28 protein-coding genes and 1 tRNA gene are annotated in these 25,562 nt (G+C 40.9%); 1 reads left to right on the top strand and 28 read right to left on the bottom strand.

All coding sequences use genetic code 11. The features are described 5' to 3' along the window. Window positions 1–114 precede the first annotated feature (114 nt). The gene (locus BN3282_RS09465; protein ID WP_059068669.1) at window positions 115–1,239 is read right to left on the bottom strand and encodes a DUF362 domain-containing protein; all 1,125 of its coding nucleotides are present in this window, start codon (window positions 1,237–1,239) and stop codon (window positions 115–117) included. A gap of 41 nt (window positions 1,240–1,280) precedes the next feature. Then, complete coding sequence (locus BN3282_RS09460; protein WP_059068667.1) at window positions 1,281–1,676, bottom strand: PaaI family thioesterase; 396 nt, start codon at window positions 1,674–1,676, stop codon at window positions 1,281–1,283. 80 nt (window positions 1,677–1,756) lie between these two features. Between BN3282_RS09460 and BN3282_RS09455 the strand changes: the two genes are divergently transcribed. Then, window positions 1,757–1,829 (top strand) — tRNA-Thr (locus BN3282_RS09455). Window positions 1,830–1,832: 3 nt separating this feature from the next. Here the strand turns inward: BN3282_RS09455 and BN3282_RS09450 are convergent. The 26 genes from BN3282_RS09450 to BN3282_RS09325 form a co-directional block, all read right to left on the bottom strand. Then, the gene (locus BN3282_RS09450) at window positions 1,833–2,678 is read right to left on the bottom strand and encodes a mechanosensitive ion channel family protein (RefSeq protein ID WP_317246540.1); all 846 of its coding nucleotides are present in this window, start codon (window positions 2,676–2,678) and stop codon (window positions 1,833–1,835) included. Next, complete coding sequence (pgeF, locus tag BN3282_RS09445; RefSeq protein WP_059070358.1) at window positions 2,675–3,541, bottom strand: peptidoglycan editing factor PgeF; 867 nt, start codon at window positions 3,539–3,541, stop codon at window positions 2,675–2,677. The genes BN3282_RS09450 and pgeF overlap by 4 nt, the downstream gene beginning before the upstream one ends. 18 nt (window positions 3,542–3,559) lie before the next feature. Next, complete coding sequence (locus BN3282_RS09440; RefSeq protein ID WP_059070356.1) at window positions 3,560–3,913, bottom strand: YraN family protein; 354 nt, start codon at window positions 3,911–3,913, stop codon at window positions 3,560–3,562. Window positions 3,914–3,973: 60 nt separating this feature from the next. Next, window positions 3,974–4,741, bottom strand: a complete 768-nt coding sequence (locus BN3282_RS09435; protein ID WP_059068664.1) for a ribonuclease HII — start codon at window positions 4,739–4,741, stop codon at window positions 3,974–3,976. Next, a complete protein-coding gene (lepB, locus tag BN3282_RS09430) occupies window positions 4,734–5,279 on the bottom strand; it encodes a signal peptidase I (RefSeq protein WP_082667574.1) in 546 nt (181 codons plus the stop codon). Before lepB (BN3282_RS09430) ends, BN3282_RS09435 begins: the two co-directional genes overlap by 8 nt. 32 nt (window positions 5,280–5,311) lie before the next feature. Further along, the gene (ylqF, locus tag BN3282_RS09425; RefSeq protein WP_059068660.1) at window positions 5,312–6,163 is read right to left on the bottom strand and encodes a ribosome biogenesis GTPase YlqF; all 852 of its coding nucleotides are present in this window, start codon (window positions 6,161–6,163) and stop codon (window positions 5,312–5,314) included. A 12-nt stretch (window positions 6,164–6,175) separates the two neighbouring features. Next, window positions 6,176–6,736: a signal peptidase I gene (gene lepB, locus BN3282_RS09420; RefSeq protein ID WP_317246539.1), complete on the bottom strand. Its 561-nt coding sequence runs from the start codon at window positions 6,734–6,736 to the stop codon at window positions 6,176–6,178. 203 nt (window positions 6,737–6,939) lie between these two features. Continuing rightward, entirely contained in the window at window positions 6,940–7,287 is a 348-nt protein-coding gene (rplS, locus tag BN3282_RS09415) for a 50S ribosomal protein L19 (protein ID WP_059068657.1), read from the bottom strand. A 110-nt stretch (window positions 7,288–7,397) separates the two neighbouring features. Continuing rightward, window positions 7,398–8,132 carry a tRNA (guanosine(37)-N1)-methyltransferase TrmD gene (gene trmD, locus BN3282_RS09410; protein ID WP_059068655.1) on the bottom strand — a complete coding sequence of 245 codons (735 nt, stop codon included), beginning with the start codon at window positions 8,130–8,132 and terminating at the stop codon, window positions 7,398–7,400. Window positions 8,133–8,165: 33 nt separating this feature from the next. Beyond that, complete coding sequence (gene rimM, locus BN3282_RS09405) at window positions 8,166–8,669, bottom strand: ribosome maturation factor RimM (RefSeq protein WP_059068653.1); 504 nt, start codon at window positions 8,667–8,669, stop codon at window positions 8,166–8,168. Window positions 8,670–8,833: 164 nt separating this feature from the next. Then, window positions 8,834–9,061, bottom strand: a complete 228-nt coding sequence (locus tag BN3282_RS09400) for a KH domain-containing protein (RefSeq protein WP_059068651.1) — start codon at window positions 9,059–9,061, stop codon at window positions 8,834–8,836. Window positions 9,062–9,086: 25 nt separating this feature from the next. Beyond that, window positions 9,087–9,332, bottom strand: coding sequence for a 30S ribosomal protein S16 (rpsP, locus tag BN3282_RS09395; RefSeq protein ID WP_059068649.1), 246 nt, complete (start codon window positions 9,330–9,332; stop codon window positions 9,087–9,089). 77 nt (window positions 9,333–9,409) lie between these two features. Continuing rightward, window positions 9,410–10,777, bottom strand: a complete 1,368-nt coding sequence (gene ffh, locus BN3282_RS09390) for a signal recognition particle protein (RefSeq protein WP_059068647.1) — start codon at window positions 10,775–10,777, stop codon at window positions 9,410–9,412. Between the two features lies 1 nt (window position 10,778). Continuing rightward, window positions 10,779–11,129, bottom strand: coding sequence for a YlxM family DNA-binding protein (ylxM, locus tag BN3282_RS09385; RefSeq protein ID WP_059068645.1), 351 nt, complete (start codon window positions 11,127–11,129; stop codon window positions 10,779–10,781). 77 nt (window positions 11,130–11,206) lie between these two features. Continuing rightward, the gene (locus BN3282_RS09380) at window positions 11,207–12,049 is read right to left on the bottom strand and encodes a S8 family peptidase (protein ID WP_059068642.1); all 843 of its coding nucleotides are present in this window, start codon (window positions 12,047–12,049) and stop codon (window positions 11,207–11,209) included. A gap of 241 nt (window positions 12,050–12,290) precedes the next feature. After that, complete coding sequence (locus BN3282_RS09375; RefSeq protein ID WP_059068641.1) at window positions 12,291–14,954, bottom strand: ABC transporter permease; 2,664 nt, start codon at window positions 14,952–14,954, stop codon at window positions 12,291–12,293. Then, entirely contained in the window at window positions 14,948–15,658 is a 711-nt protein-coding gene (locus BN3282_RS09370; protein ID WP_059068638.1) for an ABC transporter ATP-binding protein, read from the bottom strand. Before BN3282_RS09370 ends, BN3282_RS09375 begins: the two co-directional genes overlap by 7 nt. Before the next feature lie 73 nt (window positions 15,659–15,731). Further along, window positions 15,732–16,556 (bottom strand): sensor histidine kinase, encoded by an 825-nt coding sequence (locus BN3282_RS09365; protein ID WP_330382180.1) that lies wholly within the window; start codon window positions 16,554–16,556, stop codon window positions 15,732–15,734. Window positions 16,557–16,641: 85 nt separating this feature from the next. Next, window positions 16,642–17,316, bottom strand: coding sequence for a response regulator transcription factor (locus BN3282_RS09360; RefSeq protein ID WP_205408541.1), 675 nt, complete (start codon window positions 17,314–17,316; stop codon window positions 16,642–16,644). 156 nt (window positions 17,317–17,472) lie between these two features. Then, window positions 17,473–19,020 (bottom strand): recombinase family protein, encoded by a 1,548-nt coding sequence (locus tag BN3282_RS09355; protein ID WP_059068632.1) that lies wholly within the window; start codon window positions 19,018–19,020, stop codon window positions 17,473–17,475. Further along, window positions 19,010–20,662, bottom strand: a complete 1,653-nt coding sequence (locus BN3282_RS09350; protein ID WP_059068630.1) for a recombinase family protein — start codon at window positions 20,660–20,662, stop codon at window positions 19,010–19,012. The genes BN3282_RS09355 and BN3282_RS09350 overlap by 11 nt, the downstream gene beginning before the upstream one ends. Next, window positions 20,663–22,321 carry a recombinase family protein gene (locus BN3282_RS09345; RefSeq protein ID WP_059068629.1) on the bottom strand — a complete coding sequence of 553 codons (1,659 nt, stop codon included), beginning with the start codon at window positions 22,319–22,321 and terminating at the stop codon, window positions 20,663–20,665. 148 nt (window positions 22,322–22,469) lie between these two features. Then, entirely contained in the window at window positions 22,470–22,739 is a 270-nt protein-coding gene (locus BN3282_RS09340; RefSeq protein WP_059068627.1) for a DUF6870 family protein, read from the bottom strand. 920 nt (window positions 22,740–23,659) lie between these two features. Further along, window positions 23,660–24,577: a hypothetical protein gene (locus tag BN3282_RS09335; protein WP_059068625.1), complete on the bottom strand. Its 918-nt coding sequence runs from the start codon at window positions 24,575–24,577 to the stop codon at window positions 23,660–23,662. A gap of 116 nt (window positions 24,578–24,693) precedes the next feature. Then, window positions 24,694–25,023: a hypothetical protein gene (locus BN3282_RS09330; protein ID WP_059068622.1), complete on the bottom strand. Its 330-nt coding sequence runs from the start codon at window positions 25,021–25,023 to the stop codon at window positions 24,694–24,696. 4 nt (window positions 25,024–25,027) lie between these two features. After that, window positions 25,028–25,318, bottom strand: a complete 291-nt coding sequence (locus tag BN3282_RS09325; RefSeq protein ID WP_059068620.1) for a hypothetical protein — start codon at window positions 25,316–25,318, stop codon at window positions 25,028–25,030. Window positions 25,319–25,562 lie beyond the last annotated feature (244 nt).

Below are 25,562 nucleotides of genomic sequence, written 5' to 3'. Positions count from 1 at the left end.
GAAAATGGAACATTCCTTCTTTTTCAATCATGGAACACGCCTTAGAATATAAATAGAGCTTATACAAATGATAATCAAAAGCATCTGTATAAGCTTCCCTTCACTTTTCTGCTTTTACAAAACCTGTATTAATTCATAGTTTCTATTTCCCAACCCAATCTTCTGCGCATGCTCCAGACAGGTCTCCCACTCACTTTCCGGAGTCGTATTGATGAAATGATCGTGATGATCGCACCTGCTGTGGTCTTTTACATGTTCCTCCAAAAGACTTCCCGGCATCGGCTGCTGGGCATTACAGGCGTCTGCGCATGCCTGATCCAGAGCAACCGGATCAAAGCTTGCAAACATTCCTACATCCGGCAGGATCGGCACATCGTTTTCCGGATGGCAATCACAGTACGGAGAAACATCGATTACCAGATTGATATGAAAACTTGGTCTGCCATCTACTACTGCCTTAGAATACTCCGCGATCTTCATATCCAATTCTTTTACCGCCGAGCTATTCTCATTATAGATCGCGTCAAAATTACATGCACCCAGACATCTGCCGCAGCCTACGCAGCGGCTGTGATCGATGGATGCCTTTCCTTCCTGAAACGAAATCGCTCCATGGGCACAGTTCTTAGAACAGACCTTACAGCCAACACAGATTTCTTGATCTACCGTCGGCTTGCCGCTGTTATGCTGTTCCATCTTCCCTGCCCGGCTTCCGCAGCCCATCCCGATATTCTTCAGACATCCACCAAATCCGGTCGCTTCATGCCCTTTAAAATGGCTCAGGCTGATAAACACGTCCGCATCCATGATCGCCCTGCCTATCTTAGCTTCTTTTACCAGTTCTCCACCTTTCACCGGCACATACGCCTCGTCTGTTCCCTTCAGCCCATCTGCAATAATAATATGGCACCCTGTGGAGAGTATATTGAATCCATTTTCATAGGCAGCGCTTAAGTGCTCTAACGCATCCTTTCTTCTTCCCACATACAGCGTATTACAGTCTGTAAGGAAGGGACGTCCGCCTAGCTCCTTCACCACATCTGCCACTGCTTTCGCATAGTTCGGCCGCAGGAAGGACAGGTTGCCCGGCTCTCCGAAATGGATTTTGATCGCCGTCATCTTTTTCTCAAAGTCGATCTCTCCAATCCCTGCCTTTTTTATTAGTTTCTGCAGTTTCTTTGGAAGATTTGTGCCCGGAAGGGCACGAAGATCTGTAAAATACACTTTTGATTTTTCCATATTGTCTCCTCTTTTCCGTCTTTTTTTCTTCCAATTCTTTCTTACTTTGCTTTTCTGAATCCGGTCGTATGAACGACAACCGCCAGATTTCCCAGCTCGTCTTTTACTTCTACCCGGTAATAACTCGTCGTTTTTCCATTTTTTACGCAGAATGCCTCGGCGATCAGAGTATCCCCCTTTGCCGCGCCCAGATACGCAATATCTGAATGCAGGGACACAGTACCGATCTCCTGCCAGTTCGCCGCCACGGCAAAGGCAAAATCTGCCAATGTAAAATAGGCGCCGCCCATGACGGCTCCCATAGCATTTCGATGGCGTGCTTCCAATGGCATCGTACACTTTGCGTAAAGATGATCTACTTCTTCTATGACAGCGCCATTTTCTGTAGCGAAACGATCTTTTTCAAATAGTTTTATAGTTTTACCTTCTGGTTTCACTACTTTTGCCCTCCTTTCTGAAAAAAACTGTTGAAATCCTTTTGAAAAAGCGATATAATAACAAAGTCGCATGGCGATAAGCTGGAATAGCTCAGTTGGTAGAGCACTTCACTCGTAATGAAGGGGTCGTCGGTTCAAGTCCGATTTCCAGCTTTTTTATTTTGCTTTCAATTCTTCTGCACGCATATGAACAGATATCTGTGGATATGGAATTTCAATCCCTTCTCTGTCAAATGTCAATTTTATTTCTTCTAACAGTCTCCATCTTGTTGCCCAATATTCTTCTGTTTTTACCCATGCACGCATTCCTAAGATCACACTGCTGTCTCCCAAAGAATCTACAAATACCTTTTTTTCTTCCTTCTGGATAATCTCTGTATCCTGCCGCAGCATCTCCTCCAATAGAGACTTTGCTTTTTTTAGATCCGCCTCATAGGAGATCCCTATCTTTAGATCCAACTGTCTTTCTGGGCGTGCCGTCACATTTGTAAGGCTTTGATTAGATAATGTACCGTTTGGAATAATAACGGTCTTATTATCTATGGTCGTCATCTTCGTATAGAAGATCTGGATCTCTTTTACTGTCCCCTCTATATTTTCGTTGTTTACGATGATATAATCCCCCACAACAAACGGTTTTAACAAAAGGATAAGAACACCGCCGGCAAAATTGGAAAGGCTCCCCTGCACAGCAAGTCCGACAGCAACTCCGGCAGATGCAATGAGAGCCGCTACGGATGAAGATTCCACACCAAATTTTGTGGCGATTGAAAAAATCAGAAGCGCGTATAACCCAAATTTTAACAAAGAGTCTACAAATTGGGTCACGCCTGTATCTGCGTTTGCCCTTTGCATAGAGCCTCTTACAAACTTACGTATCCCCCGTATGACTGCTCTTCCGATAAAGAAAAATAAAAGCGCAAGCAGTACTTTGATGCCGAAATTAATCAGCGCCGGTATATTTTCCTCAAAAAATTTCACGATATGTTCTGTCTGTTTCACGCTGTCTCCTCCTTTCTCTTTAATGCCAGAAAAGCACACAAATTCCCCCTCTTATCGCCTGCCTCCCTGTGAGAATATAAAATCTTACTATTGCAGTGCGTACAAATATTGGTAACTGCCATATGTTCCTCTGTAATCCCTGCTTCCTTAAGAAGATATACATTTGCCTTCCATAGATCCAGCTGGTATTTTCCGTTCTCTTTTCTATAAAAAATATCTCTCCATACAGATTTTGGAAAACTATCTTGAAACTCTTTTATCACATCTTCGCTCACTTCATAACAATCCTGACAGATAGACGGACCCACAGCTGCCAACATATCCTTTGGATCACATCCGTAAGTTTCCTGCATCTTCTCCACTGTCTTCTGCCCGATCTTCCCGACTGTACCTCTCCATCCGGAATGGCTTAATCCGATCGCCTTTCTCACCGGATCGACAAAATACAAAGGTACACAGTCTGCATAGAATGTCACCAGACAAACTCCTGGAACATTCGTCACCAATCCATCTACATCCGCATAATCTCTCGGCTTTAGGATCCCCATCCCTTTCTCCCGCTCTGTCACAGCCCGCACATTCACCGTATGCGTCTGCTGTGAAAAGACCATATCCTCACACTTCACACCAATGGCGCGCCCGATCCTGCGGAAATTCTCTTGGACAGCCTCCTTGTCGTCTCCTCTTGTAAAACTCAGATTTAAAGATGTATAGCAGCCTTTGCTCACGCCCCCTAAACGAGTAGAAAAACCATGCCGCACAAGGCCTGTATTTTGAAATAACGGATATTCCAAATAAGGAGTATCCGCCTCTATCTCATCAAAAATATGTGCCGTGTTCTTATATCGTAATCCCAATCCCATATGATCTGCTCCTCTATACTATTTTCCCTCAAACGCATTCCTTATATGACATATTTCTCTGCCTTGTATGCCGATTACATCAAACCTGCAGGGAACCTCTGTTTCTCCTTTTTCCGTCATATAGTGCATAGCCGTATAAAAAACCTTTTTCTGCTTGCGTGCATCCACTGCTTCCAGTGGGTTTCCTCTGCGCGTGTCAAAGCGGTACTTCACTTCGCAAAATACGAGTATATCCTTTTCCCGCGCGATAATGTCAATCTCTCCAAACGGGCATCGGTAATTGTACCGCAATATTTCCAGTCCTTCCTGTTCTAAATAGCGCCCGGCCGTCTGTTCATATATTCTTCCTTTTCTTACGTTGTTCTTAGACATGCTTCTTTTTATGCACCTGTGCCCAGAAAACACCATATTTTTCTTCTGTTCTAAGAATCTCTATACGTCTGCGATAAAATGACCTATAAAAGAACGGCGGTGGATCGGTGATGGTCCCAGCTTCTTCAAAGCCTCTATGTGTTCTCCTGATCCATATCCCTTGTTCTGCGCGAACTTATAGCCTGGGTATACGCTGTCATATTCTTTCATCATATGGTCTCTTGTCACCTTCGCCACAATGCTTGCGGCAGCAATTGATATACTTTTTGCGTCTCCTTTGACAATAGGCACTTGCGGCACAGAGATCTGCGGGATCGTCACCGCGTCGTTTAATAAAATCTGCGGTGCCACCTTCAGTTTCTGGACTGCTCTGCGCATTGCCTCATAAGTAGCTTGCAAAATATTGATCTCATCGATCCGCTCAGGAGACACGACTCCGATTCCCACGGCAACTGCTTTTTCCTGGATTTCTGTATAAAGTTCCTCCCGCTTCCCAGCAGAAAGCTTCTTTGAATCATTGATCCAAAGAATGTCACAATCCTTCGGAAGGATCACTGCGCCCGCAACGACGGGACCCGCCAAAGGGCCTCTTCCAACCTCATCAATCCCACATATATAGTCAAACTGTCCATATGCATTTTCGAATTGTCTCATCTGCCTTAAACGTTCTCTTTCTGCGGAAAGTTTTTCAAGTTTTTTTCTATATCTTACAAGCAGATTTTGCACACCACTTCTTGCATCATCTGCATACTCTGCAAAGAGAAGAGGCAGTGTTTCCTCTTCGGCCGCTTCAAACTCTGCCTTGATCTGCCCTATACTTTTATTCATGTCTGATCACCCCAAATTTGTCAAAGGGCCAGATGCGTACCCATGCCCTGCCTAACAGGTCTTTTCTGTGGATCACACCGACACTAGGGTCTCTGCTGTCCTGGCTGTGGTTTCTGTTGTCTCCAAGGACAAAATAAGCATCTTCCCCTAAAGTAACCGGTTCTTCCGCAATCCCCGGATTAAGCATTTCTTCTGTGCCATACTGCTCACCAAGCGCTTCTCCGTTTATGTAAACTTCTCCGCCAACGACCTGCACAGTTTCTCCCGGCAGTCCAATGATCCGCTTGATATAATAGGTGTCTTCTTCATACTGGTATGGAAATACAACAATATCATATCGCTTCGGATCCCGAAAACGGTAGGATATTTTATCCACGATCAACTGATCTTTGTCAGAAAGTGTCGTTTCCATGGATGAACCGCTCACTCGCGTCCTGACTCCCACAAAAGTGATGATCAGGTATGTAAGCCCAATAATCACCAGAATATATAGAACCCATCCTAATAATTCCCTGACAATACTCTTTTCGCCGTCCATTTCCATCCTTCTTTCTGCCGTCTATCTATATCTTAGTAACTCTCCTGTGGGAATTCAAGTGTTATTTTCCCAAGCCGTCCATTTCGAAAATCATCTAGCATAAGCCTTGCCGCTTTCTCTGTATCCAGTACATCTCCCTGCAGCAGACAGTGCCTGCATCTCGCGATTGCCTTCAGACACTCATAATCATCTTCCGATTCCGTCACTTCATACTTCTCTGCAAGTATCCCCCGATAGTATTCCTTCAAAAACGCGATCAGTCTGCACACCAGTTCTTCCGTCTGTAAAATCTCATCTTTGATAGAACCGATAAAAGCAAGTTTCAATCCTACGCTCTGATCCTCGAATTTAGGCCAGAGGATACCCGGTGTATCTAACAGTTCTACATTTTTATTTAAACGGATCCATTGCTTTCCTTTTGTCACGCCCGGCTTGTTCCCTGTCTTTGTACACGCCTTTCCCGCCAGAGAATTAATAAAAGTAGATTTCCCCACATTCGGAATTCCTACCACCATAGCCCGGACCGGACGATTTAAGATCCCACGTTTTCTGTCTCTTTCTATCTTTTCTTTACATGCCTGCGCGATCACTCCCTGAATAGACTTCATACCACTGCCTTTTTTCGCATTTATCTTCACGACTGCATAACCCTTTTCCTGAAAATATTCCATCCAGGCATCGTTATATTTGTCCTGTGCCAGATCCGCCTTATTTAATACGATCAGACGCGCCTTATGCTTTCCTAGCTCATCAATGTCCGGATTTCTGCTGCTTATCGGAATCCGGGCGTCAACAAGCTCGATCACCAGATCGATCAGTTTTATATTTTCCTGCATCATCCTTTTTGCTTTTGTCATATGACCGGGATACCACTGAAAATGCATGCTGTTCCTCCTCTACTGTTTTACAAAACCAAAATTTTCTCCAAAACTTGCCACAAACCAAACCTTGCCATATATTTCTTCCCGTTTTACATTTCCAACTTCTGCCATGCGGCTGTCATCACTTCCTTTATGATCATCTCCCATGACAAAATATTCTCCTTCTCCAAGTTCTACGGAGTCTTTTGCGACGCCTGCATATACAATATCTGTAGGATATAGTTCTCCTGTCAGTTTCTCGCCGTCGATGTACACACTTCCTTCCCGAATCTGTACTGTCTCTCCAGGAAGACCAATGATCCGTTTGATCGAATAATGCACATTTTCATTCCCGCTGGGACGAAACGCGATCACGTCCCCTCTGTCTGGTTTTACCGCATCATACACAAGATGATCGACAAGAACCACATCCCCATTATAAAGCGTCGGTTTCATCGAGTCTCCCGCATTGCTGACTCTTTGTCCAAAAAACCATACAAGCGCTGATGCCACTATGCAGACGAGCAAAATTTCTGCTCCCCATACTATCACATCCTTACGTGCGTACCTGCCGACTCTCCTTGTCTTCCCCTGCATACGCATATGTCCCGCTTTCTTTTCAAAATGCAGGCCTTTCTTCTCGAGCTTTCCTGGCCTGTGCCTTCTTTTTCTGTTTTTACGAAACTTTAGATCCTGCATAACTCTCCTCTGTCATAGAATGAAGTTTCTCCTGCGGCTATAAGAAAAGGGACAATATACATATTTGTAATTGTCCCTCTCATGGTTACTTATTTTGTGTCTTATCTTACTAATTCTTTTACCTTTGCAGCTTTTCCAACACGTTTTCTTAAGTAGTTCAGTTTTGCTCTTCTTACTTTACCTCTGCGTACAACTTCTACTTTTTCTACATGTGGGGAGTGGATTGGCCATGTCTTCTCAACACCGATGCCGTTAGAGTTCTTTCTCACTGTGAAAGTAGCTCTCACTCCGCCGCCCTGCTTTTTGAGGACAGTTCCTTCAAACACCTGGATTCTTTCACGATTCCCTTCTTTGATCTTTGCGTATACTTTTACAGTATCGCCTACGTTAAATACAGGTGCGTTTTCCTTCATCTGCTCTGCTTCGATTTTTTTAATGATTTCGTTCATTTCGTGTGACCTCCTTCATATTAGACGTTCTTAACACATAGCATAAGTGCCAGAGGACCATCGACTTTCTTTTCACAACTATCGTAGTTTACCACATTTTTGTATATGTTTCAAGTATTGTTTTGATTTTTCTTTAGAAACTCTTCTTCTGCCTCCGTAAGAACCGCTTTTTCCAGCAGGTCCGGACGATTCTTCCAAGTCCGCAAAATAGACTGTTCCCTTCTCCATTTCTCGATATTGGCATGATGTCCTGAAAGAAGAACCGGCGGCACCTTCTTCCCATGCCATTCTTCCGGTCTTGAATACTGCGGATACTCCAGCAGATTGTCCTGAAAGGATTCAAATTCTGCCGAAACATCATTGTGCAAAACTCCCGGCACCATACGGGCGATCGCATCCACCATCACCATTGCCGGCAGTTCTCCGCCCGTAAGTACATAATCACCGATCGATACATAATCTGTAACGATTTCTTCCAGTACCCTTTCGTCTATCCCTTCATAATGTCCGCACAAAAGGAGCAGATTTTCTTCTTGCGCGAATTCTTCCGCCATCTGCTGCGAAAATGTCTGCCCCTGGGGCGAGAGATAGACCACTCTCGGCTTTTTGCTGAGTTTCTCTGCCACAGACTGATAGGCTAAATATACCGGTTCTGCCTGCATCAACATGCCTGCTCCGCCGCCATAGGGATAATCATCCACACTCTGGTGCTTGTTAAACGCAAAATCCCGGATATTTACCGCGTCGATCGTAAGCAGGTCATTTTTCACCGCCCTGCCGATGATACTCGTATTCAATCCACTCATGACCATATCCGGAAACAGTGTCAATATATGAAAATGCATTGTTTTTTCTCTTGCTCCTTTCTGCGGCAAAGACTAGATCAATCCCTTCAAAAGGAAAATCTCCATCTTTCCTGCCTCTACGTCCACACTACGTATACACTGCTTGATCGCGGGAACAAGCACTTCTCCATGTTCTATAGAGTCAATGACATACACTTCGTTAGCTCCCGTCTCTATAACGTCCTTTAAAATCCCAAATTTCCCCGTCTGTGTATAGACATCCATTCCGATCAGATCTCCGATATAATATTCATTCTCACCAAGTTCCACCGCATCCTCACGCGGTACAAAAAGCGCTTTTCCTTTGTATTTCTCTATCGCATTTATATTGTCGATCCCCTCAAATTTTACGATCACCAGATTTTTAAAAAATCTTACACCTTGTATTTTGAGGGAGATCTGTTCTTTTCCTGTTTCCAGTATCACATCTTTCAATTTTTTAAAACGTTCCGGATCATCTGTCGTAGGAAACACCTTGACTTCTCCCCGGATCCCATGTGTCGATGTGATAACCCCAACCTGCAGCAGCTGTTCCATTTCCATATCTCCTTGTATAATATCTTTTTACCGAAAGATCGATCCTTGCAAAGCTTTTTGCTTTCAATAGAAAGCAATTTCCTATGAAATCAAAAAAAGGCAGCTTCCATATCCTATCTATGAAGGCTGCCCCTTTTCACAGGCTCTTCACGCCCGCGCCTTATCTACATGATGTCCACGACAACTCTTTTATCTTCTTTCGCCGCCGCTGCTTTTACCACAGAACGGATCGCCTTTGCGATACGTCCCTGCTTACCGATAACTTTTCCCATATCTCCATCGGATACATGCAGCTCAAGTACTGTCGTTCTTCCGTCCTGTCTCTCTGTTACAGAGACACCGTTCGGATCATCTACCAACGCTTTCGCGATCACTTCTACTAATTCTTTCATTTACGCGCACCTCCGCGAAAACAGCTTATTTCTCAATTCCTGCTGCTTTGAAAATCTTGCCTACAACTTCTGTTGGCTGTGCTCCATTATTGAGCCATCTTTTTGCTGCTTCCTCATCTACTTTGAATACGCTTGGTTCCTGATTCGGATCATATGTTCCGATCTCCTCGATAAATCTTCCGTCTCTTGGGGACCTTGAATCAGCCACTACGATTCTATAAAAAGGAGCCTTCTTCTGTCCCATTCTTCTTAATCTGATTTTTACTGCCATTTTCTTTCACCTCTGTTTTTTCTTTCTTTTCATTTAGTTTTTCGTCTCTTCCGCTGTGCAAAAAAGACATCTATGTGTTAAAAAGGAAGTTTAAATCTGCCTTTTTTACCACCTCTGCCGCCCATCATGCCAGGAAGCTTTTTCATCATCTTCCTGGTCTCATTGAACTGCTTTACCATCCGGTTTACTTCTGCGATATCTACACCGGCGCCTTTTGCGATCCTGTGCTTCCGAGAAGGATTTAACATCTCCGGATTTCTTCTCTCCTCCACCGTCATAGAATAGATGATAGCTTCCATCCGCGCCATTTTCTTTTCATTCTCTTCCGTGTCAAGCTCCGGCATCTTACCTTTTCCAAAGCCGCCCATGCCGCCAAGTCCCGGCATCATACCCAGAATACTGGAAAGCCCTCCCATCTTCTTCATCTGATTCATACTCTCTAAATAATCCTCAAAATCAAACTGGGCTTTCTTCATCTTGTCTGCCATCTGCCTGGCCTTTTCTTCATCCAGTTCGGCTCCAGCCTTCTCGATCAGGGTCAGGACATCGCCCATCCCCAATATACGGGAAGCCATTCTGTCCGGATAAAACTGTTCCAGATCGGACAGCTTTTCTCCCATACCTACATAAAGGATCGGACATCCCGTAACTGCTTTGATGGAAAGCGCAGCACCGCCTCGTGTATCACCGTCCAATTTCGTGACGATCACGCCGTCAATCCCTATCTTTTCATTGAAACTTCCGGCTACATTCACCGCATCTTGCCCAGTCATGGCATCTACGACTAAAATCGTCTGATGAACTTCTACCGACTGCTTGATCTCCTGCAGTTCCTCCATCATCTCTTCATCTATATGAAGGCGGCCTGCCGTATCCAGGATCACCAGATTATTGTGATTCTTTTTCGCATGTTCAACAGCCGCTTTCGCAATATCCGCAGGACGATTCTTCTCACCCATAGAGAAAACTTCCACTCCCTGTTTTTCTCCGTTTATCTGCAGCTGTTTAATCGCCGCAGGGCGGTATACATCACAAGCGACCAGAAGCGGCTTCTTTCCTTTTACTTTATACTTTCCGGCAAGCTTAGCCGTCGTCGTCGTTTTACCGGCACCCTGAAGACCTGCCATCATGATCACTGTGATCGCGCTTCCCGGCTGTAATTTAATCTCCGTGGTTTCAGAACCCATCAGCTTAATGAGTTCTTCATTTACGATCTTGATCACCATCTGACCGGGATTCAGTCCGTTCATCACATCCTGCCCGACTGCACGCTCCTGCACACTTTTTACAAAACCTTTGACTACCTTGAAATTGACATCCGCCTCCAAAAGCGCCATCTTGACTTCTTTTAAAGCGGCTTTTACGTCGTCTTCTGTCAGACGACCTTTGCTTCTTAAGTTTTTAAACACATTTTGAAGTTTCTCTGTTAAACTGTCAAATGCCATCCTACAACTCCTCTATAATTTTATCCGCAATCTTACGAACTTCGGTTATCATTTTCTGTGTATCTGTCTTTTCGTTTCCGTACATCTCCAAAATCCTGTCGATCTCATGCACCTTTTCTTTAACAGAAACGAACTTTTCTACAAGATGCAGTTTTTCTTCATAGCCCTCCAAAATCCTTTGACAGCGTTTCACTATATCGTGGACTCCCTGCCTGCTGATTCCGGCGCTTAACGCGATCTCTCGCAAGGATAAATCTTCCAGGACAAACTGTTCGTAGATTTCCTTTTGATGTTCTGTCAAAAGTTCTCCGTAAAAATCATACAGCAATGCCTGTTTAAAAATCTCATCCATTTTCATCACCTTTGTTATATTACATGAAAAGAAAGGGGTTGTCAAGCTTTTTCTCTTGACACCTTCTCAGGACTTTTTCACGTACTGCGGGACAATAATTTTTCCACCTGCAGCATTCCCCATCCGGGTTCTTTCTCTCTCCTGGTACAGGAGGCGCGCAATTTCAACTTCACTTCTACATTTGTCATATCCGGTTCTTTGGACAGAAGACAGGCGATTGCGCCTGCTACTACCGGTGTTGCCATAGATGTTCCACTTTTGCTTGTATAAAATCCTTCCGTCTTCTTGTTAAACCGGCTATTGCAGCTTATGATCCCAGTTCCCGGCGCCAGGACATCCGGCTTTACCACGCACTGTTCCGTAGGACCTCGCCCGGAATAATTCTTAATTTTCCCTTTTCCGCCTATAACCGGCAGTTTCACAGATGTTTCTGCATAATCCGGCACCCCGACCGTGATCACCTTGGGACTGTTTCCTGGTACTGCTACAGTTCCGGCCTCCGGTCCATAATTGCCGGCAGATACAACGACGACAACTCCCTGATCCCACAAATCTTCTACCGCCTCTAATAGGAGCTCTTTTTGATATTTTTCCAGATCAGGGTGTGTTCCCACCGAAATATTCACAATCCGGACAGAATATTTTGTCCGCAGCTTTGTGAGCCATTCAATCCCATCCAAAATTGTCCGAACAGCTCCGTTCCCTTCCTTATCTAGCACCTTTCCTATCAGAAGTCCTGCTTTGGGTGCCATTCCTGCGTAATTTCCCTGAGATCTGCATCCGCTTCCCGCCAGAATACCAGCCACATGAGTACCATGCCCGCTGTCATCATAAGCCTCCCGCTCCTGCCCGGTAAAATCCTTAAATGCCAGAATCCTGCCGGCAAAATCAGGGTGCTGTGCTATCCCCTCTTGTGTCAAGTAGTTGCAGGCAATTTTCTTTTACTTTTTTTACGATTTTATCAGGTTTTGCAAGGCTTTTGCTTCCCAAATATCTACTTAGTGTTAAATAAATGCTATAAATCATCAAAAAGCGTTGCTGAATAAATGCAAAATGATAGGAAGATATTTATTCTATTTTACATCCACAATATGAACACTATTCTTCTTCATGTATAGGTGCAATCCGTAAAATTTTCGCTTTGCTTAAGGTTGGAAGCTATCATTCTTTTCTAATCTCACTTATAATATTCTCTCTTCCCATCTTCCATGCTGGAATCATCACTGCCACCACCGCAATCATCACATTTAGCACCATAATTCCGTTCAAAACCAGATTGGGAACATTAGAAGTCAGATGTAAAAATTGAAGCACATGAGCCATATAATAGTTCATTACCCTTCTAAGAACCCGATTATATAGCAGATAGATGAATACATCTGCCAACAATCCATACAGAACACCTGTCTGCAAAATCATCTTATAAAATCCGCTGTCTGTGATTCCCATTGCACGTATGATACCGTATTCTCTTCTTCTGGCAAGAATCGTATGGTTCATACTATTCACGATATGAAACAGACTTATAACCAGAAGAATCACCGCAATGCCAGAAAAGAATATCTGCTGTTGCTTAAGATAATCTTTCTGTGTTTCGATTGCAGAAGTATATTCCTGCAATACTGCCTTGGGAACATCTCGGATTACTTGCAATAACTGATTACTCACGTTCTCTGCATTTGTGCCATCAGCTGGTGACGCATTGATAAAACTGTAATCCATAATTCCAAAGTTTTCTTCCATCTGTTCGCCAGTCATAATCACACTCTGCGCATTTTTCCAGACTCCTGTATTTAAAAAATCTTTCTCCTGTGCCAATGGTCTGCTTACGATCGCCGCAATCTCAAACTCTTTCTCAATATAGTTTTCTTCGCCGCTTTGGAATTTTAACAGTTCATCTGTATAGTTCTCTGTCTTTGGTACACGAAGCGTAATTGTATCACCCGGCTTCTTTCCGTAAAAATAATAGTTTCCCTGACCGTCCATATTCGCCGTCACGATCACTTGATTATTATTTTTCATTGTTTCCGGCTGAATCTCTCCTTCCAAAATGAAATCCTGAAGCTGTTCTATCAGAGCTTCATCGTAGCCATATACATTATATTTGATCCGATACTTCCCATCTTCCTGCTGATTACAGATTCCATCGTATCTCTCGATAAAATACGGCTCTTGATTTTGATTTCTAAAATAATCACGCCAAACTTCTTCTGCCAAAAACTCATTTTCAGAAAACTGTAAGTCTCCCATCGTATATTTTGTGGCAGATACGTCAGATGTTTCAGACATGTTTTTAATCTTATCTGCTACCGCCTCTGGGATTGTATCTTTCAGCGAATTGGACTTTAAAGAAATACGGTATTCCGAACCAAGTCCATCATCCGATATTAACGAAAGTTCTGCGTGTACTTTCAAATTTTCCACCATATAAGTCGTACATAAGAAAATACATCCGCCAATAGACAAGGATAATATAATTCCGATCACCTTTCGCTTGTTAGCAAACATAAATTTCCGTACAACGACATTTGCCATATTTACATTTCGCAGAGCATAGATTTTTCTTCTTTTTGTGAAAGAAGTATCTTCATTCACCACTGCTCTTAACGAATGTTTCCGAAGTGAACGAACCACAATAAAGGCAACCAGTGCCAATGAAATCAACAGAAATAGAAATCCAAATACCATTGCATCCATGGAAACAAAAAACTTCGCTGTATTTACTCCTTCTGCCAACGTATGGTCGGTAACGGATAGACCAGTCTCCACTCCTCCAATTCCTTTTCCGCCAAATACATTGCTAAGTTTTTGATACACGAGGCTTATTAAGCCATTTCCCAAAAAACACCCTAACGGATACCCAATGAAAAATAACATCCAAAGTTCCAAAAGTAATGTACCGCCAATCTGTGCTTCACTGATGCCTAATGTCTGCAATATTCCATACGCAGAAATTCTCTTCGATACGGAAATGTTAAATACACTATATACTACAAACAGGCTGAACAGACATAACAGGAAAACCATCCCATTATAAGCCAGATTGTAGTCGCTCTGTAGGCTCAAAACAATATAAGTGAACTTTCCTTCTTCATTTTTCAGACCAGTTTTCACAATTTCATAAATACTTCTTGGGGCTTCTCCACCAAGATACTGTGTAACTTCATCATTTCCTACTGCTATCTCAGATGGTAATTTATGTTCTTTCAAAAAAGCATCCAACTGTTTATATAACTTCTCATCTTCATTGAATCTGAGATACAAAAACGTCTGACTGCCTCGCCCTCTAAACGCATCGCTCACAAAAACTTCCATTTCACTGGAACTTGCCGCCCATTCGCTTTTTAGAACGCCAGTAACGATATACTCTTTTTCTCCAATGCGAAGAGAATCTCCCAGATTCCCTGAAAATCCGAGATTGCTAAGCACAAATCCATCTGCTGCAATTTCATTTTCTTTTTCAGGGAATGTTCCTTCCACCAAGTCTCTGTGTGCCATCTGGCGATAAGTTTCATCAGCATGGATAAAACAAATCATAAATTCCTCTGCCACTACGTCACGGATTTCCATCTTTCCACACTGCTCCAGCGTGTATCCTTTCCCTTTCTCATCGCTTTCTACAGAATCGAAAAGCTTCTTGTCCGTTTCTATATAATAATGCCAGTCTCCGTAAATCGTCTTGCTGTTCGCCAGATCACTTTTCTGACTGCTGTAAATCAAAGAAGAAATTCCGGAAAGCAATGACGCTGTTAATAGAATACTCGCCAAAATTGCAAACGTCTGGCTCTTGTAATACCGCATATATTTCCATGCCAGCTTTAACATACGACATCACCGCCTTTTGCCGGAAATCTTCTCTTTCCCGTAACAATCTGACCATCTTCGATATGAATTACTCTGTCGCAAGTCTGTGCAATGGCTTCATTATGCGTTACCATGAGAATCGTCTGATTATACTTGCGACAACTCGCTTTTAATAATCCCATAACCTCAATGGTTGTAGCTGAGTCCAAATTACCTGTCGGTTCATCACAAAGCAGGATGCTCGGCTTGTTTGCCAAAGCTCTGGCGATTGCAACTCTTTGCTGCTGACCGCCGGATAATTCGTTTGGATATTTCTTACGCTTTTCCCAAATGCCCAGTTCCCGTAACAATTCTTCGATATATTTTTGGTTAATATGTTTTCCACGGTCAAATGTAATCGGCAATGACACGTTATCATACACATTCAACACAGGCATTAAACTATAATTCTGGAATACAAACCCTATATTTCTTCTGCGAAAAATCGTCAGTTCTTTTCTTGACAGAGAACCAATCTCTTTATTCTTTATGAAAATCTTTCCACTTGTCGGATTATCCAGACCACCGATTAAATTAAGACAGGTAGATTTACCTGAACCAGATGTGCCTACAATGGCAACAAACTCACCTTTTTCTACTTTTAGATTGATATTCCGTAATGCTTTTACCTGATTATCTTTTTCTCCATATATTTTCTCAACATTTTCTAATTCTAAAATACTCATCCGTCACCACTCCTCTTTTTCTGATACATCCAGTATAACTGCTGTATCTTGCAATTTCTTTACAAACGGATGATTAGTTCTTACAGTTTTGTAAGAACACAGAAAAACAACTTCCCTTTCCATACTCGGAATCTACCGTCATATATCCTTTTTCTTTTTCCAAAATCAGATTAGAGAGATACAAACCAATCCCGGAACCTTCCAGGTTCTCAACTTCTGGACTTCTATAAAATCGTTTGAATATATCGGTCATTTCCTCCTGCCGGATACCACGCCCATTATCTGCAATCTGAATCTCTGTATATAAATCATAGTTTTTTACACGGATAGAAATTTTTCCTCCTCTATCGGTGTACTTAACAGCATTTTCCAACAAATTTACAAATACTTCTGTTGTCCATTTTCGATTATGATACAGTAATTTGTCCTGAAATGGCTCCAATGTAAAATTGATTTCCTTTTTCTCCAGTTTCTCATAAAGCGTATCTACTGCGTCTAAAATCGTCTGCTTGATTCCTATTGCTTTTCCTTCAAAGCCATCAATATTTTGTTCCAACTTTACCATCTTCGATAAAGACTCCACAATCCAGCTCAGCTTGTCAACCTGTCGTTGCATTTTTTCAGAAAACACAGTTTTCTGTTCTGGCGTAATTTCCTCTTTACTTAAAATTTGTGCATAAAGAGAAATATTCGCTAAGGGCGTTTTTAATTGATGAGACATATTGGATACCAGACTTTTCACCTGTTCTTTTTCTTGTTCGGCACTACTCGCATGGTTACTAAGCACTTCTTGTATCTGCTTGATTTTACTGACAAGGGCAGAATATTCCCCTTCTTTCAAATCCGAATCGACAATCATTTCCCTGCTTAACACACGCTCCAGCAATCGATCAATCAAACGATACGTTTTTCTCCTTTGATATATGTTATATCCAATTGACATAAGCAAAAGTACTGCTAAAATTATCGTAAGCCACATCTTTTTATTCCTTCCAGATATATCCGATTCCATGAACTGTTTGAATCCATTTTGGTTTCGATACATCATCCTCTATCTTTGTACGAAGTCTGCTGATATTCACAGACACCGTATTGTTATCTACATACTTCCCATCACTATCCCATATTTTCTCCAGAATCTGCTCTTTAGAAAGGATATGGTTCTTATTCTCAATCAAATACACTAACAGACGGTATTCCAATTTGCTAAGTGAAATCTCTTCGCCTCGTTTATATACTTTGCAGACACTCTGATCTACGTTTAATTCTCCTGAGATGATTTTCGTACTTTCCGTTTTTTCCTGAAGAATCCTCTTCATTCTTGCCTTTAATACTCCAAGAGAAAATGGTTTTGATAAGTAATCATTTACTCCTAATTCTAAAGCCTTTATCTCATCCAGCTCTGTATCACGAGCTGTCAGCATAATAATTGGGATATTGCTGTAACTGCGAACCTCTTTGCAAAGTTCAAACCCTGTTCCATCCGGCAAGTTACAATCAAGAAGAACCAGATCACAACCACCTTTCTTTATTTCCTGTAAACCTTCCTTTTTGGTCTCTGTCTCCAGAACATCATATCCATCACTTGAAAAAGAGAAGGAAAGACCTTCTCTTAAATCACTGTCATCTTCAACTATCAAAATTTTATACTTTTCCATCATATATTCCCTTTATTGCTTCACACTAAATAACTATTTTTTACTTTACATATAATTATACAGCAACCACCTTCATTGTAAAGAAAAAAGCAAGCCGTTTTCAGACTTGCTTTTCATCATGCTTTATTCCCTAGCATTTCCCCTACTCTCCCATAGCTATTCTTTTCCAGCACTAAAGTTCCAGATAATCTCCATATGCTGTTCATCCCATACATTTATCTTCTTTATGAAAGTATCTACCACCTCTTGGTTTAGTTCATTGATCTTACATTCTTTCCAAATGATATGAGTATCCAGCAGTTCTGCATGAAGTTCTATCTCCACCGCTGCCAATCGCATCTCCTGCTCTTGGATTTCACTTTTTATAAAATCTTCCTTTTTCTGCAATTCCTCTCTGAACTCTATATATTCTTCCCTTGAGATTTCCCGTTTTCCATATTTCTCATAAAGTGTGATCTGTTCTTTTCCCACAACATCCAAGGCTTTTTGAGATTTTTGCAACTTATCCCTCTTCACATGGTACTTCTCTTTTTGTACTTCCTGATACTGACTCCACACTTCTTCCAATTCCATCTGTCTGCGGATTTCCTTTTGCAAGGCAGATAAAAGAACCTGTTCCAAAAAGAATACATTGACTTGGCTCACACAATTCTCATCACCTGTCGTATAACGTTCATTACAATAAAAATAAGGATTTTTTGCTTTACGATAACGCAAAGCCTTACCGCACTCTCCGCATACAACCTTTCCCATCAGAATATGTGCTTTTTGTGGCTGATAAGGTTTCGTTCTTCCCCTCGTCTGCTGTACTGCATCAAATATTTCCCGTTCGACGATTGGTTCATGATGATTATAAGTAATCTTCCATTCACTTCTTGGTTTTAAGTGATTTTTTCCTCCAACCTTATCCTTCTTATATTTTCCATATACCACATCTCCCGCATAAAAATGATTTTTCAGTATCGTACAGATTGTTGTATGCTGCCATGAAAATTCCTTGCCAACTGGCTTCCGGTGTGTTGCTCCTCTCTCTATCAGATATTCCACAGGTGTTTTTACCTTTTCTTTATGAAACTTCTTTGCAATGTCCACCGAAGTATATCCTTCTAATGTCAGTCGAAAAATTCCCCGGACAACTGCTGCCTCCTCTTCTACAATCTCCACTTGATTTCTGTCATCTGCTTTTTTGCGATATCCAAAGGGACAGTTCCCGCTGCAATAAATCCCCCGTTCTTTTTTAGAATGTAGGGAAGAAGTCACCTTTACCGACAAATCCTTGGAATAGAGATCATTGACCAGCGTTTTAAATGCCAGATTCATCCCAATCGTTTTTTTAGTGACAGCTTCACTATCATAGTGGTCATTCACAGAGATAAAGCGGATTCCTAAAAATGGGAAAATCTGTTCTACATAGGAACCTGTTTCTACATAATCTCTGGCAAAACGTGAAAAATCTTTTACGATAATACAATCTACTTTTTTCTGCCGGGCAGCGGCTAATAATTCCTGCATTGCAGGTCTGTCCATACTGGTTCCGCTGTAACCATCATCCACAAATTCTAAAATCTCATAATTTTCAAAATTTCGCTCAATATATCCTCTTAACAACAAACGCTGATAAGAAATGCTGTTACTCTCCTGTGCATTCCAGTCATCTTCCTTGGACAATCGCAGATACATTGCTATCTTCAGTCTATTTTTCATCGTCTGTTCCTCCCATCACCTTCGCAAACTCATCATTCCACTTCCAGATGATCTCTACCCGTTTTCCACGATACACATAAATTTTCTCTATCAGGTTTTTGACCAGTTCCGCATTTAGTTCGGTACAGCTTTTGTACTTCAAAATAGTACGGAGAAATTGATTCTGCTTATCTACCATTCTGTCAATGGAAGAATACTCTGTATGTAAATCACGTAATGTCTGCCGATCCTGTTCCCTTTTTTCTTCCATCTTCTTCTTTGTTTCCAGAAATTGTACCTGTGAAATGCTCCCGTTTCGATACTCCAGATAATAGGAACTGATCTTCCTGTCAGCACCATCCACCGATTTTTGCAGTTCATCCTGTGCTTTCTGTATCTGTTCTTTTCGTTTTTCTCCTGCCTCTTTATTAAAATCCATCAGTTTTTTCATCTGTGTACTGCTTAAAAGAAATTCTTTTTTCAGCAGATGAAGGATCACTTTCTGAATCTGAAAAAATGTAATCTGTTCATTTGCACATTTTTCTTCATCAATCCGTTTGCTATTCGGGCAGCTATAAAATACAAATGTTTTTACTTCTTTATAAGAAACCTTTCTCTCCGTCACCATACGGCTTAACTTATGTCCGCACTCACCACAATACAAACCCCCACGGAAAATATCTTCCATCGTATCCTTTCTAAGTGGTCTGCGGTTTTGTATTTTAATATTTTCTTCTATTCTTTCCCATACCCGATAAAACACTTCTTCCGAAACCAGAGGTTCGTGGGTATGTTCCGCTGTAATCTGTTCTTTCATGTGCTTACCGGACTGCACAAGATTCCCTATGTAGGCATCGTTGGTTAACAGAAACCGGATAGATTCTCTTTCCCACTGTCTTAACTGCTGTCCCTCCTGCTGATAAACCATTTTGTATTTTTTATAATCGCTTGGACGATGAATCTTTTGCCCATACAGCCATTTTGCAAGAGATACAAATGTCTCCCCGGAAGCATATCGGTTAAAGATTTCCCTGATAATCTCACTGGTCACAGGTTCCGGCACTAAAGTCCGTTTCCCGTCTATCTTTTCGATTTGAAAACCATACGGCGGAATGCTCCCCAGATATTCTCCCTGTTTCATCTTTGCCTGTTTACTTGCTGTAACCTTTTCTGCAATGTCCCTTGCATACAGTTCATTGGCAATATTTTTCAAATGCATGGAAAGCGCTTCGTTGCAGTCCGCCTGTTTAATGCTGTCATACTGATCTGTAATGGCAATAAAACGGACACCTAAAAACGGAAAAATCTTCTCTACAAAATTTCCTGTCTCAATATAATTTCTTCCAAACCGTGAAAAATCTTTTACAATGATACAGTTGATCAATCCATCTCTCACATCTTGCATGAGCCGTTCAAAATCACTTCGCTGAAAATTTGTCCCGGTAGCTCCCAAATCTGAATAGCAGTCATACAGCGTAATTTCTGTATGGGATTTCAAATATTCTTTTGCCATCTCAATCTGCGTTTCAATGGAGATTTCTTTCCCATCATGATTATCCACAGATAATCTTGCGTAAATACCTGCCATGTATGTTTTCACTGATACATTTTCTTGCAGTGATTGGCTTTCTAACCGAACCTTACGTTTGGATGTTCTTGCCATTTAGATCACCTCCTTCACGACTTCCGATTGGGAAGAAAGAAATTCTGACAACACCAACATTTTCTCCATTTCTTCCTGACAGCAAAACTGTACCGATACTTTTTTCTCCTCGTACACTTCTATCCTGTCTACAAAGGCTAATAGGGTATCCCTATCTAATGTAGTAATCTGCATGGTCTCTTTCAGGCGTTCCAGCTTTACACCGGACTGCACACCATTGTAAAACAGTTTCTTTAACATATCCTCCTGTCTTGTCAACGCTTTCTCTGTTTCTACATACTGCTTTTCATAGATTGCGCTAAAATTCTTAAAGTCTGTCTGTGTGATGATTCCCGTTTTCAAATCTTCATAAAGTCCTGCCCGCAGCTCCAGATATTTTTCCTGTTCATTCCTTAATCGAGTAATCTCTTTATCAAATCCGACCACATCCTCAAAGTTCATTTCCTTTGTCTGGATATGCTGCATCTGCCGGTTTACATCAATCAGAAGTTCAACCTGCGACTGTATGATCCGGAATACCACTTTTTTCAAATCTGCTTCTGAAATACTGTGTCTGCTGCACCCCTCACTCCGATTTCTCGTAGAACAGATATAATATATTTTTTCTGTTCCCTTATATCGGTTTATTCTACGTACCATAGGTTCTTTACAATCTCCGCAAAACAGAAGTCCCGAAAACATGTGCGCCTTTTCTTTTCCCTTCCCTGCTCTGGTATCAACTTTTAAAAGCCGATGCACATTTTGGTAATCCTCTTTGGAAACGATTGCTTCATGAGTTCCCTCTACCTTAAACCACTCAGACTCTGGCTTTTCTAAAATCTTATCTACCTTATAATTGACTTTCTCTCGTTTTCCCTGTACCATCGTCCCGGTGTAAATCTCATTCGTTAAAATACGCTTTACCGCCACCGCAGACCATTTGGATACGATTCCTGCATGAAACCCTGTGGCATAATGCTCTCCGTGGGATTTCTTATATTCCAATGGAGAGAAGATTCCATTCTCATTCAAGCGTTTCGCAATGGCAAGGTTGCTCATGCCGTCCAGTTTCCATGTAAAAATATTTTTCACAATCTTTGCTGCATATTCATCTATGACCAGCTTATTTTTATCTTCATGGTCTTTCTGATATCCATAGACTGCAAATGCCCCGATAAATTTCCCTTTCTCCCGTTTTATTTTCTGATGTGATTTTACTTTTTCTGAAATATCCTGACAGTAGGAATCATTCACAAAGTTTTTGACCGGAATCACAAGAGATGTGGTATTCTGGTCCGCAGTCAGACTATCATAATGATCTGTGATCGCAATAAAACGCACAGAAAAAGCCGGGAAGGTCTTTTGAATGAACCGCCCGGCTTCAATATAATCTCGTCCAAATCTGGATAAATCTTTTACAACGACACAATTTACATTTCCATTTTCAATGTCCGCCATCATTCTTTTAAAATCTGGTCGGTCAAAGTTGGCTCCCGAATATCCGTCATCGATATAAATATCGAATAACTCCATATCCGGCTGTTCTCTCACAAAGGAACGTGCCAGCTCTCGTTGGGATGAAATACTGTCGCTTTCTCGTTTTGCGCTGCCATCAATATCTTCATCATCCCTCGACAAACGAAGATAGATCGCAGTATGATAACATACATTTTTCTGCATTTTGCTTCCTCCTGATTTTACTATTTTGATTTCAGTCAGTCGAACCTGTCCTACGAGATTCTTTCTTATAGTAATTTCAGGATTTCACTGTTTTGTCCTGCATCTAAATTACCATGACATCCTGATATTGTAAAGAGCAAATTCAACTTTAATATTTCGTTTCTGCAATTTTTGAAATATACTGTTTCATCCGGTCATTCAGAGTCTCTTTACAGTCAGAATATCCAATCTTCACAACATACTCACCCACCCGGACAAGATAAGGGTTATGTACCTGTTCCACATATTCTTTCACTCTTTCTTGTACTGACTGTTTCGTATCAATCTCAATTTCACTAATATCCACAAGCTCATCTGGATTTACTTCTTTTATATTTACACGCTTCAATTCCTGCAAAGTTTTCCCATCCAAAAGCATAACCCCCTTCCTATTTGAGATTCTATGCGTCCAGAAACTTGTCTCATTCTAAAAAACATTTTTCTTTTTTCAAGGTTCATCCTTACATAAACTCAATCCCAGCGCATGAAAAAAACAAGCATCGAAAAGATTTTCTTTTTTCTGCTTGTTTCTTAACCTCTCCTAAACAAGGTTATTGAAGGAGAAAAACATTTCAGAGCAAGATTCGCCTATGTCCGACAAAAACCCGTTTCCGGTTTTTTGCAGACTTAGCATTTCTTGATGGGGATTTCGGTCTCCGCTCCGCTACGGTCCGTGCTAAGCGGATGTCCTCCGGACATCCAGCACCCCATTCCCTCGATATAAAACCTGCACTTAAAACTTACAGGTTGGCTCTCACAAAAAGTTGTGTTCGCAGCACAATACCGAGGTATTGATGATTTGCATACGCACGAAGAAGAAAGGAGGCTTACTATGACAAAACAAAAAATGCTCTATCCATTCTCGCTATGTCGACATACGATTAACGGACATGGAATACATATCGGCAACAAACACCGTCAAAGTAATCGTACTTACGCTCTCTGAATATATCTGAAAAATGATTTTAGAAGTGAAAATAAAAATGCGATATGATGTAATTACAAATATACCAGAATTACAGAAACTGACCACTGAGTTTAAAAAGATCGGAAGTAACCTCCAACAGATAGCTCGCTATTTTTACATGAACGCTATCTAATCAAAGGTAATGCAGAACGATATTCGTGCTTATATAAATTGTATTTGGAATCTGAAAAACAGTATGGTGAAATGGGAATGTCCTTTTGCCATATCAAAAGGACACACTAATATGATATAAATAATACTAATATTATTAAAATCGAACTCATCTTATCGAATCAGAATTGATATGAGGCGAATTACCACAAAACAGCTCTTTATAATCTATTTTTGGCATTTTCCAATCTATCTTTATCAATAGAAATCATTTTTATTGAAGGATGATTATTTTCTCTATAATATACAATCATATTAGACAAGAGTCTTTCTTTACAACAGATTGCCTCTTTTCTTAATTCAAATTCATTTGTTGCATTTTCAATCCATTGTTTCATAATACTCTTAGGTAACTGAAATGTATATTGTGCACCACATGCTAACTTCCAAGGAAGATTTGGACTAACCCAACAAAGATTATATTCTCCTTCAAACTTATGTTTATTCCCACTCTCTCTAAACAAAAATAGCATCTGCCCTGAATTAGTAATTGCAACTGCCATTTTTTCACCTATCTCATCCGCAAATTCGAATATCTTTCTTTCCTTCTCCGTCTCAAGCAATTCTGTGCTATTAACTATGTTATCTAATATCTCTTTAAAATCCTGCCAAAACACCATCTTATTAAACTCAATCAATGGTATACGATGAGTCACTGCAAATTTTTGTGCTTGAATCGTGTATCCTTCCATGGAAGCAATTGCTACTTGATAGGAACATCGCTCAAAAACATTCATAATACCTCTACGTCTTTGATTTTTACGTTCCTTGAGTTCATTCAAGTCTATCATTTCAAAATGATTAATATCTTCTCTTAATCCCAATACACTCCTTACAGTATTTAATCCTACTTTTTTACTATAATCCTTACACTCAATTAATAATCTCGTTTTATTGAAAAACGGAGTTTGAACTGGCGGTTCTAACAAAACATCTGCGTTGTGCGCTTCACCTAATCCTTGAATCATTTGACCTGGTGCTCCATCAAAGATATAGAAACCATCTGACTTTACTTCCGCAAAGCCAACATTAATAAGAATTCGTTTTACAAATATCTCAAATGCTTTTCCCTTCTTCATCGTATTTCTCCAATTCATCTATCTCACTCGCACATAATATATCATTCACAATTATTTTCAAAGAAAATGATGACTTTGTTTTCACCTTCAAAGTCATCGCCAAAATAAATCTACACTTAATTCTTCTTTGATAGCTGCTGTGCTTCTCTTTCAAATACATGTGAGATATCGTACAATTCCGGCACATCAGAAATCGTACACACACTCACACAATAATTCAGCCACGGAATTTCTTTCGTCATCCGGTAAATTACTGCCATTGCTTTTGCTTCAGACATTTCCTTTGTTGAATGATAACCTGATCCTTGAATGTGTTCAAAGCCATTCTTCTCAAAATATGACCTGACATCATAATACGCATTATGCCAGTCCCCTTTAGGATAATGTTCTTTCAATGCCTCTGTATCTAAATCAAAATTGATACCTTTTCTCTGCGTACTGTCCATTCACTTAATTCCTCAAAAAATCAGTAATCAGATTTTCTTTTTCATTTCCGTTATACCAGAAACATTCCTGTAAATGTTTGGAAATACCTGCTGCACTTTTGAGTGCAAAAATAGCCGCCCAAAACCTTCCGTAATCCTGCTGACGTCCTCTGTCCAAATATACTCTGCGTCCCGGCTCCCGGTTGGCACAACTTAAATCTTCCCTTTCAAAAATCTGATCTGTCTGCTCACAAATTCTGTCCATATCACTTGGTGTCAAATTATCAGAATCAAATTTTAATTCTACTCTATACATTTCATTCACCCTTCCACTTATCTGAATGATTCTTTCCCTGTTTCTCTACAATCATTCTATCACATCTCATCCCAAAAGTCATTTTCTTTTTTACTTGTTGTTTTCCCCTACTTATACTTCGGTAAAATTATAAAACAATTTCCAGCCATGTCGTTTCGACACCTCTGAACGTGTGATTTTAACATCTCCAGACATGTCAAAACGACACGCTAATAATACTGATATAAATAATACTGATATTATT

The organism is Mediterraneibacter massiliensis (assembly GCF_001487105.1).
Taxonomy (GTDB): Bacteria; Bacillota; Clostridia; order Lachnospirales; family Lachnospiraceae; genus Mediterraneibacter; species Mediterraneibacter massiliensis.
Note: the sequence above shows the minus strand (reverse complement) of the source record. Positions and strands in the feature narration are given on the sequence as shown.

Coding starts and splice junctions, on each gene's coding strand:
- BN3282_RS09465 (WP_059068669.1), bottom strand. CDS start 1,239: ATGGAAAAATCAAAAGTGTATTTTACAGATCTTCGTGCCCTTCCGGGC.
- pgeF (WP_059070358.1), bottom strand. CDS start 3,541: ATGGGATTGGGATTACGATATAAGAACACGGCACATATTTTTGATGAG.
- BN3282_RS09440 (WP_059070356.1), bottom strand. CDS start 3,913: ATGTCTAAGAACAACGTAAGAAAAGGAAGAATATATGAACAGACGGCC.
- BN3282_RS09435 (WP_059068664.1), bottom strand. CDS start 4,741: ATGAATAAAAGTATAGGGCAGATCAAGGCAGAGTTTGAAGCGGCCGAA.
- lepB (WP_082667574.1), bottom strand. CDS start 5,279: ATGGACGGCGAAAAGAGTATTGTCAGGGAATTATTAGGATGGGTTCTA.
- ylqF (WP_059068660.1), bottom strand. CDS start 6,163: ATGCATTTTCAGTGGTATCCCGGTCATATGACAAAAGCAAAAAGGATG.
- lepB (WP_317246539.1), bottom strand. CDS start 6,736: ATGCAGGGGAAGACAAGGAGAGTCGGCAGGTACGCACGTAAGGATGTG.
- rplS (WP_059068657.1), bottom strand. CDS start 7,287: ATGAACGAAATCATTAAAAAAATCGAAGCAGAGCAGATGAAGGAAAAC.
- trmD (WP_059068655.1), bottom strand. CDS start 8,132: ATGCATTTTCATATATTGACACTGTTTCCGGATATGGTCATGAGTGGA.
- rimM (WP_059068653.1), bottom strand. CDS start 8,669: ATGGAACAGCTGCTGCAGGTTGGGGTTATCACATCGACACATGGGATC.
- BN3282_RS09400 (WP_059068651.1), bottom strand. CDS start 9,061: ATGAAAGAATTAGTAGAAGTGATCGCGAAAGCGTTGGTAGATGATCCG.
- rpsP (WP_059068649.1), bottom strand. CDS start 9,332: ATGGCAGTAAAAATCAGATTAAGAAGAATGGGACAGAAGAAGGCTCCT.
- ffh (WP_059068647.1), bottom strand. CDS start 10,777: ATGGCATTTGACAGTTTAACAGAGAAACTTCAAAATGTGTTTAAAAAC.
- ylxM (WP_059068645.1), bottom strand. CDS start 11,129: ATGGATGAGATTTTTAAACAGGCATTGCTGTATGATTTTTACGGAGAA.
- BN3282_RS09375 (WP_059068641.1), bottom strand. CDS start 14,954: ATGTTAAAGCTGGCATGGAAATATATGCGGTATTACAAGAGCCAGACG.
- BN3282_RS09370 (WP_059068638.1), bottom strand. CDS start 15,658: ATGAGTATTTTAGAATTAGAAAATGTTGAGAAAATATATGGAGAAAAA.
- BN3282_RS09360 (WP_205408541.1), bottom strand. CDS start 17,316: ATGGAAAAGTATAAAATTTTGATAGTTGAAGATGACAGTGATTTAAGA.
- BN3282_RS09355 (WP_059068632.1), bottom strand. CDS start 19,020: ATGAAAAATAGACTGAAGATAGCAATGTATCTGCGATTGTCCAAGGAA.
- BN3282_RS09350 (WP_059068630.1), bottom strand. CDS start 20,662: ATGGCAAGAACATCCAAACGTAAGGTTCGGTTAGAAAGCCAATCACTG.
- BN3282_RS09345 (WP_059068629.1), bottom strand. CDS start 22,321: ATGCAGAAAAATGTATGTTATCATACTGCGATCTATCTTCGTTTGTCG.
- BN3282_RS09340 (WP_059068627.1), bottom strand. CDS start 22,739: ATGCTTTTGGATGGGAAAACTTTGCAGGAATTGAAGCGTGTAAATATA.
- BN3282_RS09335 (WP_059068625.1), bottom strand. CDS start 24,577: ATGAAGAAGGGAAAAGCATTTGAGATATTTGTAAAACGAATTCTTATT.
- BN3282_RS09330 (WP_059068622.1), bottom strand. CDS start 25,023: ATGGACAGTACGCAGAGAAAAGGTATCAATTTTGATTTAGATACAGAG.
- BN3282_RS09325 (WP_059068620.1), bottom strand. CDS start 25,318: ATGTATAGAGTAGAATTAAAATTTGATTCTGATAATTTGACACCAAGT.